A 12,428-nucleotide genomic window follows, 5' to 3' on the forward strand; every position below is an offset into this window, starting at 1 on the left:
CTATATCCTTTCCGGCCAGCCTGAGCGTTACGCTCTTTTGCCCGGTAGCCCAAAGACGACAACGAACCTTGCCGTCGGCCACATATTCGGCCCCCCAGCTCTTGCTAAATGTTCTGGATCCCATTCAATAGCCTCTTTAAGCATGCGGTGAGCACTAGACGACATCGCGAGTGTTGCGATGTAAGCTTTTGAAGAAATGATAGACTATTGCGCAGAAAGTGAAGGGCGCGCCACGGTGGTGCGCCTGACCGCCCGTGGCGTGCTGACTTCGGCGTTGGGCGTGAACAAGGTACTGTCACGCTGGCCGCCTGTTTTGGCGGCATGGGCCAACGATGCGGGCCTTTAGCGGGGGACGCGCCATCCGGGCCTGTCCGGGGGATTGGGGCTGAAAACCGAGACGGCCCTGACCTGGCTGGTCTGGTCGCTAATCTGGCTGCGGCAGAAAGGCAGGCATCCTGCCTTTCTTAACCTACTGCGGATCGGCGGTTCTTTTTTCCAGTTTATTGGCCAGATAAGGCGCGGTCAGGCTACCGGTCGCCTGGCTGACCGCTTCCGGTTTCCCGGCCGCCACGATACGCCCGCCTTTATCCCCCGACCCCGGGCCTAAATCAATCACCCAGTCGGCTTCGGCGGCAATGCGCATATCATGCTCTGCCATCACAACGGTATCGCCACGCTGCACCAGCCGATCCAGCACGCCCAACAGTTTATCCGTATCGGAAGGATGGAGGCCGGAAGAAGGTTCATCCAACAGATAAAGCGTTTTTCCCCGCTGCGCACGCTGAAGCTCCCAGGCAAGCTTGATGCGCTGGCATTCGCCGCCGGATAATTCCGTGGCCGGCTGCCCTAATTTCAGGTATCCCAGCCCCAGTGAGGTCAGGGCGGTTAACGAACGCTGAATGATGTCGTTACCATCGAAAACCTCAACGGCTTCCTCCACGGTTAGATTAAGGACGTCAGCAATCGTTCTGTTTTGCCAGCGTATCCTGAGCGTTTCCTCGTTATAGCGGGCGCCGCCGCAGGCCGAACAGGGTGCGCTGACGCCAGGCATGAACATCAGCTCAATGGTGATTTGTCCCTGTCCTTCGCAGGCCGGGCAGCGTCCTTCGGGAAGGTTAAAAGAGAACCGGCTTGCCGTATAGCCTTGCCGTTTTGCCTCATCAGTTTCCGCAAACAGTTTGCGAACGGTGTCAAAAAAGCCGGTATAGGTCGCCAGGTTTGAACGAGGCGTCCGGCCGATAGGGCGCTGATCGATTCGAATCAGTCGGTTGAGGCCATCGCCACCGGCAATGATTTTTCCCTGCACATCCGACATCGTCTCTTCGCTTTCAGTTTCTTCCTCATCAGGCGTTTTATCCAGTCTCGCCAGCAATCCCGGCAGGACGCGCGTCAGCAACGTTGACTTACCTGAACCCGACACGCCGGTAATCACGGTCATGCTTTCGAGCGGAATATCCACGCTGAGGTCGGTAATATTGTTGCAGCTAACCTGTTCCAGCCGCAGCCAGCTTTCAGGCGTTTTACGCTGGCGTAACCCCGGATGTGCCTGGCTGAACAGATAGGCCGACGTGCGTGACGCCGTCACTTTTTCCAGTCCGGCAGGCACCCCGTTATAGACTATCTCTCCACCCTGGCGGCCCGGCCCCGGTCCCACTTCAATCAGCCAGTCGGCCTCGGCAATCACATCCAGGTTATGTTCGACTATTGCCAGAGAATTGCCCGCCTCAAGCAGCGAGCGCAGCGCCTGCAACAAAGCCTGTACATCGTCCGGATGCAGCCCGGCAGACGGCTCATCCAGCACGTACAGGACGCCAAATAGCTGTGAAATAAGCTGCGTGGCCAGTCGGATCCGCTGTAGCTCGCCGGACGAAAGCAGCGTGGTCTGCCGTCCCAGCGAAAGGTGGCCCAGCCCCAGCGTTTCAAGCTGTTCGAGGCGGCCGCAGATGTCCGTCGCCATTCTGAATACGGCTTCCCGGAGCGCTTTTTCCGTAGGCAGCGAGGAGGCGGTGCCCGCCGCAAAAGGCTGCAGCAGCGCTTTCAACCGGGTTATCGTCAATTCGCCCATTTCGGCGATATCGTAACCGGCAAAGGTGACAGCAAGGGCATTGGCGTTAAGCCTTTTCCCGTGGCAGGCCGGACACGGAGCCGTGGTCACAAAGGGCGAAAGGCGTTTTTTAACCGACTCCTTCCCGCCTGCGTAACTTTGCTGCACGTATCTTTTGGCGCTGGTATAGGTCCCGGTGTAGTCGGGCTTCCTGCCCGCGGCGATCGCCTCTTTTTGCTGTTTCGCAGTCATGTCCGGAAAGACGGGAACGGAGGGCTGTTCATCGGTAAACAGTATCCACTGCCGATCCTTAGCCGATAATGTTCTCCATGGCGCATCCACGTCATAATCGAGCATTTCAAGAATGGTGCGCAGATTTTTTGCTCCCCAGCCGTTAGGCCACGCGGCGATAGCGCCCTGACGAATGCTCAACGACTCATCAGGCACCAGCGCATCGCCCTTCACTTCATGCGTCTTACCGATCCCCTGGCAAACCGTGCAGGCGCCCTGGGGATTATTGGCAGAGAATGATTCGGCAGGCATAAACGGAATGCCCTCAGGGCGCTGCCCCGCGCGGGAAAAAAGCAGGCGTAGCGTAACCGAAATGCGGGTCAGGCTGCCCACCGTTGAACGTTCCTGGGCGCCTGCACGGCTCTGTTGGAGCGCCACTGCCGGCGGCAAACCCTCAATGTTGTCCACGTCCGGTACCGGAGACTGCTCAATTAAATGGCGCACGTGGGGAGCGACGGACTCCAGGTACCTTCTCTGGGCTTCTGCGTAAAGGGTGTCAAAAGCCAGTGAGGATTTGCCCGACCCGGAAACACCGGTAAAAATCACGATGGCGTCACGGGGGAAAGAAAGAGAAACATCTTTCAGATTATGCGTTCTGGCTCCGTGTACGCTAACGTCCGTGCTGTCGGCTTTTCGTTGAGCGGCACGTTCAGTTTTGGTTGGCGTCATAGTATCCCTGTAAAATAAGTAAACTGACGTAGCCTCAAAAGAAGCTATACGTCGAATGCCGAATGGCGTGCCTGAAAGGGTAGTTGTGTTATGGCGATCGCACAATTGACCGGGAGGCGCAAAGAGGAGGGGACGGGTCACGTGGCGCTGCGGCCGGGAGGAAAAGGATTTTTCTTATGAGCAGACCGCTCCGTCAGGTTCCGGAGCGGTCATGCGATTTACCCTTTCTTGTTGCTGTAACTCTTCAGGCGTGTCACCCACGTCATTATTACCAGGAAAAACACTGGGACGAAAAAGAGCGCCAGCAGCGTACCGCCAATCATCCCACCAAATACGCCGGTGCCGATGGCGTGTTGCGTCTCGGCGCTGGCACCGCTTGCCAGCATCAGCGGCACCACGCCTAACGTAAAGGCCAGCGAGGTCATGATAATAGGACGAAGCCTCAGACGGGCCGCCTGTAAGGTTGCCTCGAAGATACTTGCGCCTTCGTTGTGCAGCTGACGGGCAAACTCGACAATCAAAATGGCATTTTTGGTTGAAAGGCCAATTAGCGTAATGATCCCTACGCGGAAAAACACATCGTTAGCCAGCCCGGAAAGATAAACGGCTGCTATCGCGCCTATTAACCCGGTCGGCACAACCAGCATGACGGAAAGCGGGATGGCCCAGCTTTCATAAAGGGCGGCCAGCACCATAAAGACCACCACCACAGAAAGGGCCATAAGCAGCGGCATCTGCGCGACGGAAGATTTTTCCTGCAGCGATGTGCCCGTCCATTCCGTCACAAAGCCCGGCGGCAACTGAGCGGCCAGCCTCTCCATTTCGGCCATTGCCGCCCCGCTGGAGAAGCCAGGCGCGGCGTTACCGCTGATCCGGACTGCCGGATATCCCTGATAGCGGCTCAGCTGCTGCGGTGACTGCGTCCAGCTGGCCCGTACAAATGAGGAAAGTGCGACCATCTCGCCGCTTTTATTGCGCACGTACAGTTTAAGCAGGTCCTGCAACTGCATACGATAAGGCGCGTCAGCCTGCACGATCACCTGTTGAACGCGTCCGTTATCGGTATAGTCATTGACATACCAGGAGCCGGTAGCGGCAGAGAGCGTCTGATTTATTTCTTCAAAGGAGACGCCCATCGCTTCGGCTTTTTCCCGATCCACATCAAGCGCAGCGCTTACGCCGTCTGGCAGCCCATCTTTGTACAGGCCCGACAGCACAGGGCTTTTATTGGCTATTGCCAGGAACTGGTCAAGAGCCTGCATCAGTGCCGGGTAGCCGTGCCCGCCCCGGTCTTCCAGATAGAGGGTAAAACCGGACGAGGTGCCCATATCGGAGATAGCAGGCGGCATCAGGCTCATGATCGTAGCCGTCGGCACGTTATCCATCGCAGCCTGGACAAACTCCGCTTCGCCCGCTGCGGTTGCTCCCTGGCGTTCGCCCCAGTCTTTCAACGTGGTGAAAGCCAGCGCCGTATTGGGGCCCGATCCGGAAAAACCAAAACCAAACACCGTAAGATTTTTATCGATACCGGGCCGTCCGGCAATAAGAGCCTCAAACTGGTTAAGGACTTCCCGGGTGCGTTCTTGGGTGGCGTCTGACGGCAGCTGCACGGAGGTCATAAAGTAGCCCTGATCTTCATCCGGCAGAAAAGAGGAGGGCAACGATCGGAAAGCAAGCAGCAGGATAACGCACAGCACGCCATAGAGCGCCATCATACGGCCCGTTCGCTTTAGCGTGGCCCTCAGCCCGGCTTCATAGCGTACCGTTATACGGTTAAAGCGGCGATTGAACCAGCCAGCAAACCCCGCCCTATCTTCGCCGTGCTGTGTCACTGGCTTCAGCAAAGAAGCACAAAGGGCTGGCGTCAACGTCAGGGCCAAAAACGCAGAAAACAGGATAGAGACGGCCATGGAAAGCGTGAACTGACGATAAATAATGCCGACAGAGCCGCTGGCGAATCCCATAGGGATAAAGACGGCCGTGAGCACCAGCGTGATGCCGATAACAGCCGGGGTAATCTCCCGCATAGCTTCACGCGTGGCATCCCGTGGAGACAGGCCTTTTGACGCCATCAGCCGCTCCACGTTTTCGACCACCACAATAGCATCATCCACGATAATGCCGATGGCCAACACCATGCCAAACATGGTCAGCACGTTAATGGAAAAGCCGCTCAGCAGCATGACGGTAAAAGTGCCCAACAGGGCAACCGGTGCGACAATGGCAGGAATAAAGGTATAGCGCAGGTTCTGCAAAAACAGCAGCATGACCAGAAATACCAGCACCATTGCTTCGATAAAGGTATGAAGGACTTTCTCGATGGACAATTTTACAAAGGGCGCGGTATCAAAAGGCACGGAGAATTGCATGCCTTCCGGCAGCACGACCGCAAGCTCACCGAGCCGCGCTTTAATCCCTTCCGCCGTACTGACGGCATTGGCGCCAGGCGCAAGCTGTATCGCCGCCGCCGTGGCCGGCTTGCCGTTTTCACGAATGGCGAAGGCATAGCTTTGCAAACCCGGCTCTACCCGCGCAACATCGCTTAGCCTGACCCGTGAGCCATCGGTATTTGCCTTAAGCGTAATATTACGAAACGCCTCGGCAGAGGTCAGCTGACCATGAACCGTCAACGGATAGGTCACCCGCTGACCGGGCACGGCCGGTTCATCGCCCACGCGCCCCGGTGCTACCTGAGCATTCTGCTGGCTTAGCGCCGTGGTTACATCACTGGTGGAAAGGTGGTAATGGTACAGCCGGACCGGATCGAGCCAGACCCGCATCGCTTTTTCCGCACCAAAAAGCTGTACTTTCCCCACGCCCGGTACACGACGCAGCTCCTCTGACACGCTACGGGCAAAATAATCGCTGAGATCCTGTTCACTGTAGTGCCCGGAAGGGGATTTCAGCGCCACAATCATCAAAAAACCGCTGTTAGCCGCCTCCACGCTGAGGCCATTCTGCCTGACCGCCTGCGGCAAACGCGACTCTACTACCTTGAGCTGATTTTGTACGTCGACCTGGGCAAGCTTGATGTTTGTGCCGGGTTTGAAGGTGACGGTAATGCTGGCCGTCCCTGAAGTATCACTGGAGGATTCAAAATAGAGCAGGTCATCAACGCCTGAAATCTCTCGTTCAAGCAGGGAGATCACTGACTCGTTCATCGCCTCCGGCGTGGCCCCGGGCCAGGTGGCATTGATAGTGACGCTGGGCGGTGCCACAGAAGGATATTGCGCTACCGGCAGCTGTGGGATGGCAATCAGGCCGGTAAGAACAATAAAAAAGGCGATAACCCACGCAAAAACGGGACGATCGATAAAAAACTGTGGCATCGCAATGATTCCTGAACCTGAAAAAAAGAGGTGACGTTGCGTAAAGCAACCCATTTTGCACGGCTTAAACCATGCCGGTATTCACCCGTTTACCGATATCTTTCAGCTGAGAATATTTTTCCAGCAGATGCGGGCCGTCATCCAGGCTCATGGCAAACATCCACATATAGGTCATGACGGCATAAATATGCCCCGCATCCAGCCCGCCTCGCAACGTCATAGTGAGGATGGTTCCGCCAAACAGCAACGTCATCAGGGCGCCAATAGCCAGATAACCGAAAGCCTCACGATCGGACAGGCGAATGCGCAATCCGGCCAGCACGCGATAGTGGCGAACGAGCGCCGTAACGGGCGCGTGGCTGACAAAGCCGACTTCTTTTTCAAGCCGGTCGTTGAGCCTCACGTACAGCGCTTCGTTTTTGCGGCTGAAACCCGGCAGAAAGAATGTAAAAAACCCTAAAATGACCAGACAGGCGATGCCGGTCCAGAACTGGATGGCCAACAGCATGACGGCCGCGCCGGTAATGGAAACCAGTGAGGTGATCAATACCGGCAAATGCTTCTCGAAGAAATCCACGAATTCGCGTGATAAGGCCACCCGTGCGGCAATAACAGAAGGGCTGTGATGCTCCTCCCGCTGCGCGAGGATCACCGGTACGGCCAGCCCGGCATAGATTCTGGCGAAGGTGCGCGTATCCACGCTGCGCCTGGCGGCCCCAAGAGTCCACATCGCTAACACCATGACCGCATACAACACCGCATGCCACGCTTTTCCGGCCACGATGGCATTAATGGCAAAGCCTGCCAGCAGCGGGTAGAGCAGGTACAGGATATTTTCTGACGCAACCAGCAGCAGCGTCAGAATAAGTTTTTTGCCGTGACGACGGCCAAGCAGCCCGATCGTCAGCGGGGCACTGTGGGAAGCCGCCGCTGGCGAAGCGTTTTCAGAGGTTCGCATGGTTCTCATTTCTGGTAAGATAAAGTTTGAGCGGTTGCTCAAATTTGTGGGCAGTCTATTTGAGCACTTGCTCAAAGTCAATCTGGGGCCAGCATGAAAGAAGCGAAACAGGCACTGAAAATACGGATCCTGGATGGCGCGGCCGCGCTTTTCATTGAAAAAGGGATCGAGAACGTAAAAACGCGTGATTTAACCGAATATCTGGGCATCTCGCGGAGTCATATTTATCATTATTTCCCGGACTGGCAGAGCCTGTGTATTGACGCGCTAACAAGGTATACCCGGGCTGAACTGCAGCAATTTATGGATGAGACAGCAGGTCTGAACCCGCGCGATAAACTTTGTGCTCTGCTCGTCGGCTATTTACCGGATGCGCCTGACGCAACCTGGCAACTTTATAGTTCGCTCTGGCAGCGGGCGATCCATGATGAGGCTTATGAAGCACTGGCCGAGGCAATTAACGAACGATGGACCGCCTTTGTGGCACAAGTGATTGAAGAAGGGATAGCGAGCAAGGATTTCCGTCCGGTTGACGCCTGGCTTATTGCCCGCCAGCTGGGTGCCATGCTGTATGGTTATGCCGACCTGATCATCATCAGGCCATCCCGGGATAAATGCGAGCAGGCCATGGCGGATGTGACCGCCTATATCAATCTGGTTCTCGGCGAAGGGTAAAAATTTTTTTTTACCCTGGCGAAACTTTTCTCTCCTGTTCGACGAACCTTTGATTAAGGAGAACGCTTCCTTACCCCTGTCGATCAACGGAGAGATATTTATGCATAAGAATCTGAAAGCTTTGACCGCCGCTATGCTGCTGGCACTTGCTTTGCCTGCGACCAGCGCTTTTGCCGCCCTACAGGCGGGAGAGAAAGCCCCGGACTTTAAGCTCGACGCCGCACTGGCCGGTAAATCAACCACGTTTTCACTGCAGCAGGCGCTGCAAAAAGGGCCGGTTGTCCTCTATTTCTTCCCCGCCGCCTTTAGCGCTGGCTGTACGCTGGAAGCGCACGACTTTGCCGAAGCAACGGATGAGTTTAAAAAGCAGGGTGCGACAGTCATTGGCGTGACGGCGGGCAATACCGATCAGATTGCTAAATTTTCCCAGCTGGAATGTCGCGACAAATTTACCGTAGCGGCCGATCCGGGCGCAAAAGTGGCCACGGAGTATAAAAATACCCTGGAGATGAAAGGGAAAACCTATTCCGACCGCACCTCCTACGTGATTGCGCCAGACGGCAAAATCCTGCTCAGCTACACCGATAAAAACCCGGACGCGCACATCCAGAAAGCGATGGACGCGGTGAAAAAATATCGCCAGGCCAATCCGGCATAACAGGGTAGGTTTATCATGCTAACTGCCATCGCTGCCGCCTTTTTGGGCGGCCTTATCCTGAATCTGATGCCGTGCGTGTTTCCGGTTATTTCGCTGAAAGCGCTGAGCCTGCTGCGCCACCACGACAGGCCTGCTCATGCCCGGGCAGAAGGTCTGGCTTTTTTGCTTGGCGTGGTGGTGACGATGGTTGCGCTGGTGGGCGTACTGCTGCTGGCGCGGGCGGGCGGCTCGTCGGTCGGCTGGGGATTTCAGCTCCAGTCGCCGCTGGTCATTGCCCTGCTAGTCCTGGTCATGCTGGGATCGGCCCTTAACCTTTTTGGTCTGTTTGAAGTCGGGCTTGCGGTGCAGCGGGTTGGGGGAGCCGGCGGCAATCGCGGTGGCCTGACCGGCTCGGCACTGACCGGTGCGCTGGCAATTATCGTGGCAACGCCCTGTAGCGCGCCCTTTATGGCCAGTGCTGTCGGCTATGCCCTGACCCAGCCGCCGGCCATCAGCCTGATTATTTTTATCGCCCTGGCGCTGGGGTTCGCCGCCCCTTTTACGCTGATTTCTTTTTTTCCGGTACTGGCAAAGTTACTGCCTGCGCCCGGTGCCTGGATGTTGACGCTTAAACAGGGTCTGGCTTTTCCGATGCTGGGTGCGGTTGGCTGGCTGATTTGGGTACTGGAGCGTCAGGCAGGCTCGGCGGCGCTGGCGGCTATCCTGGCGTGCTGTCTGCTGCTGAGCTTTGCCGCCTGGCTGTATGGCATGGCGCAAAAACGTCAGATGATGGGCAAACGTCACTGGGCGCTGCATGGCGCCAGCGCGGCGTTTCTGTTGCTGTTAGCGTTACCGCTGCTCAACCTGAATACGGCCGCTACGCCTCAGACTACGGCCGGGACGTCGCAGGCGGCAGCCGTGGCCTGGACACCGCAGAATGTCGACGCCATTAAAGGGCAGGGCAAGCCAATTCTGGTAAACTTTACCGCATCCTGGTGCATTACCTGTCAGGTGAACGATCGCACGTCGCTTTCCACTCAGGCGGTTAAAGCCGCAATGGCGCGCACCGATACCATTTATATGGTTGCGGATTCCACCAAATACAATCCGGATGTGGAGCAGGCACTCAGTGATTTCGGTCGGGGCGGACTGCCGCTTTATGTGGTTTATCCGGCAGACGGCGGCAAACCGATGGTGTTACCGCAGGTACTTACGCCTAAAATTGTTATTTCGGCGCTGGATCGCGCCAGTGAAAACGGGAAAAAATCGTGAGTAAACGTTGTGACCCTGAGCCAGTCAGATAACGCTTCCCGGACGGGTAATGTCCGTTCCTGAGTGGCAGGCCCAACAGTGGCCTGCCTTGATGGCGCGCGCCCAGGCTGGCGACAGGGAAGCCTATAACCGGTTGCTGAAAGCGATGGTGCCTGCCATCCGCGCTTTTGCACGCCGAAAAATCAGCGATGAAGCGCTGCTTGACGATGTTATTCAGGAAACGCTGCTGGCGATCCATCGGGTACGCCACACCTACGACCCGCAGCGGCCCATTCTGCCCTGGGTGGCAGCGATCGCGTCGGCCAGGGCCATTGATGCGCTGCGGCAGCGCGGCAGAAATCAGGAAGTGTCGGATGAGGAGGCGGTTAACCGTCAGGCTGCTGCCTTAACGGAAACGGATGCCGACAGTGATGACCTTACCGGCTATCTGGATCGTCTGCCGGTAAGACAGCGAGAAATCGTGGAGTCTGTTCATTTGCGCGAACAGAGTCTGGCTCAGGCCGCAGCGGAATCAAACTTATCGCTATCCGCGGTAAAATCTCTTTTGCATCGCGCAATGCTTAATCTTCGCAAATCAGGAAGCCGCAATCATGAGAAATCATGATCGTTTTATCGATCAACTTAGCGACTCGGCCCGGCCGGTTAAGCGACTCTGGCCTACGGGCTGGCGCGTGGCCGCCTGGGTCGCGCTGGCCTTGCCCTGCGGCATGCTAAGCAGTTGGGCGCTGCACGGCAGGTTTACCGACTGGTCACGGCCCGATGCGCTGCCTGCGCTGGCAGGTTTGCTGCTGGCCTTTGTGCTTGGCACCGGCGCTATGGCGGGTGCGTTTACGCTTAGCCTGGCCGGGCGGCGGCCCGTCCGACTGAAATGGCTGGGCATACTGGCGCTCATCTGGCTGGCGCTGAATCTGGGAAATATGTCCTCTACCGCGCCGCCTGCAGGAGCCGGACAATTTGGTGAGGGTGTACACTGCTATCTGTTCATGCTGTCGGCCAGCCTGCCCATGACGGTAATTGCCGTGGCCGCGCTGTATCGTTCCCGTTCACTTTATCCAGGTAAAAGCCTGGCGCTGGCGGGCGGTGGTATCGCGTTTATGTCATCCATGCTGCTGTCGCTGTGTCATCAAACGCATCTGCATATGCTTGATTTCATTATGCACCTTGCGGCTGGCCTCACCATTACCGCGGTCACCGTGCTGGCGGGACGGCGCTGGGTTCGGCTGGATCCCTCCGCAGGGTAAGCCCCTTTCTTCTACAGGACTTCCCTTAATGAATCTGCTGATTGAAAGCATTACGCCTGCCACAGACGGTTTCGCGGCATTGCTAAGTGAAAGCCTGCATTTTCAGTTCAATATGCTGAACAGACTCCAGGCTAACTGGCGCAGTGGAGAGAATCGTTTCGAGGCAGAAGGCGAGAAATTAGTGGGCGCATTTTGTAATGAACGCCTGATTGGTGTCTGTGGTCTGAATAAGGATCCTTACAGCTCAGAACCGCGTATGGGTAGAGTTCGTCACCTGTATGTCAGTTATAGCTGGCGTCGCATGAAGACGGGGCGTCTTCTTCTTAACAGCATTATTCAGGACGCAGAGCGCTGTTTTGACTCTCTTAATACCCACGCGCCCGATTCCGCGTTCGCTTTTTATGAAAGGATGGGATTCAGGCGGACTGAAGGCAGAGATAACGTCACGCACCGTTTGTTTTTACCGATGCCAGGCGTCTGAAGCAAACAGCCCGGGGAACGAATTTGCTCCCCGGGCTGCGGACTAGACATTCAGTCGATGAATAACGGTGACAAACTGATTCACGCCGCTGTTAATCTCCCGCAGGCTGCGTGAAAGCTCGCTGATTTTATCCTGTTCGTTGACCACAAACTCTTTGACCGAATCCAGTTCGTGATACATCTGCTTAATCAGCTGCGTATTAACATCGACCACGGCCGTGATTTTTTGCGTGGCGCTGGCCGTAGAAGCGGCAAGACGACGAACCTCTGCGGCCACCACGCTAAATCCACGCCCGGCTTCCCCGGCACGCGCCGACTCAATGGCCGCATTCAGCGCCAGGATATTAGTTTGCGAAGCGATAACGTTGATCGTCTCTACCACTTCGGTAATGCTTTTGGCCGATTCGTTCAGCCGCGTACCAATCTCGGTGGCCGCGTTGACCTGTATGGCAACCTGACCGGAGTTACGCACGGTTTCATCCAGAACTTCATTAGCGTTATGGGTAATTTGCGACGTTTGTTCCGAGGTGCTGACCGCAATATCTGCCACGCGCTTCGCTGCCTCAACGCGTGTGGTAATGTCTGAGGCTATCTTGATGACTTTACAGACTTTGCCGTCGGCATCGTAAATTGGATTATAGCTTGCCTCAAGCCACATTCTTTCACCGTTGGCGGTTTGACGTTCAAAGCGCCCAACGAAATGCTGACCTTTGCCGATTTTCTGCCAGAAGTCGGGGTTTTCCCGGTAAAAAGTGTCATAGCAGAAAATACGGTGGTGCTGACCAACAATGTCCGACAGGGTATAGCCCATCAACTTCAGGAAGTTGTTATT

The 12,428-nt window shown here is 56.2% G+C and carries 11 protein-coding genes; 7 read left to right on the forward strand and 4 right to left on the reverse strand.

Features of this window, described 5'->3' with window-relative positions; all coding sequences use genetic code 11:
* Positions 1-196: 196 nt before the first annotated feature.
* On the forward strand, positions 197-346 hold the full coding sequence (locus RTK32_RS04830) for a hypothetical protein (protein ID WP_312042361.1): 150 nt from the start codon (positions 197-199) through the stop codon (positions 344-346).
* Between the two features lie 123 nt (positions 347-469).
* Here RTK32_RS04830 and RTK32_RS04835 read toward each other — a convergent pair whose 3' ends face one another.
* The 3 genes from RTK32_RS04835 to RTK32_RS04845 form a co-directional block, all read right to left on the reverse strand.
* Entirely contained in the window at positions 470-3,004 is a 2,535-nt protein-coding gene (locus RTK32_RS04835; protein WP_312042362.1) for an excinuclease ABC subunit UvrA, read from the reverse strand.
* Between the two features lie 218 nt (positions 3,005-3,222).
* Positions 3,223-6,333 carry an efflux RND transporter permease subunit gene (locus RTK32_RS04840; protein WP_312042363.1) on the reverse strand — a complete coding sequence of 1,037 codons (3,111 nt, stop codon included), beginning with the start codon at positions 6,331-6,333 and terminating at the stop codon, positions 3,223-3,225.
* Positions 6,334-6,397: 64 nt separating this feature from the next.
* Positions 6,398-7,291: an ABC transporter six-transmembrane domain-containing protein gene (locus tag RTK32_RS04845; protein WP_312042364.1), complete on the reverse strand. Its 894-nt coding sequence runs from the start codon at positions 7,289-7,291 to the stop codon at positions 6,398-6,400.
* A gap of 93 nt (positions 7,292-7,384) precedes the next feature.
* Between RTK32_RS04845 and RTK32_RS04850 the strand changes: the two genes are divergently transcribed.
* From RTK32_RS04850 to RTK32_RS04875, 6 genes are all read left to right on the forward strand, one after another.
* Positions 7,385-7,966 (forward strand): TetR/AcrR family transcriptional regulator, encoded by a 582-nt coding sequence (locus RTK32_RS04850; protein WP_312042365.1) that lies wholly within the window; start codon positions 7,385-7,387, stop codon positions 7,964-7,966.
* Between the two features lie 100 nt (positions 7,967-8,066).
* Complete coding sequence (locus RTK32_RS04855) at positions 8,067-8,624, forward strand: peroxiredoxin (RefSeq protein WP_409451063.1); 558 nt, start codon at positions 8,067-8,069, stop codon at positions 8,622-8,624.
* Positions 8,625-8,639: 15 nt separating this feature from the next.
* Entirely contained in the window at positions 8,640-9,875 is a 1,236-nt protein-coding gene (locus RTK32_RS04860) for a thioredoxin family protein (RefSeq protein ID WP_312042366.1), read from the forward strand.
* A 49-nt stretch (positions 9,876-9,924) separates the two neighbouring features.
* Positions 9,925-10,479 carry a sigma-70 family RNA polymerase sigma factor gene (locus RTK32_RS04865; RefSeq protein WP_312042367.1) on the forward strand — a complete coding sequence of 185 codons (555 nt, stop codon included), beginning with the start codon at positions 9,925-9,927 and terminating at the stop codon, positions 10,477-10,479.
* Entirely contained in the window at positions 10,466-11,116 is a 651-nt protein-coding gene (locus RTK32_RS04870) for a DUF1109 domain-containing protein (protein WP_312042368.1), read from the forward strand. The genes RTK32_RS04865 and RTK32_RS04870 overlap by 14 nt, the downstream gene beginning before the upstream one ends.
* Positions 11,117-11,144: 28 nt before the next feature.
* Complete coding sequence (locus RTK32_RS04875) at positions 11,145-11,597, forward strand: GNAT family N-acetyltransferase (RefSeq protein WP_312042369.1); 453 nt, start codon at positions 11,145-11,147, stop codon at positions 11,595-11,597.
* 42 nt (positions 11,598-11,639) lie between these two features.
* Here the strand turns inward: RTK32_RS04875 and RTK32_RS04880 are convergent.
* Positions 11,640-12,428 (reverse strand): methyl-accepting chemotaxis protein (locus RTK32_RS04880; protein ID WP_312042370.1); only part of this gene is annotated, 789 nt, incomplete at its 5' end.

Source organism: Erwinia sp. (genome assembly GCF_031978025.1).
Classification (GTDB): domain Bacteria; phylum Pseudomonadota; class Gammaproteobacteria; order Enterobacterales; family Enterobacteriaceae; genus Erwinia.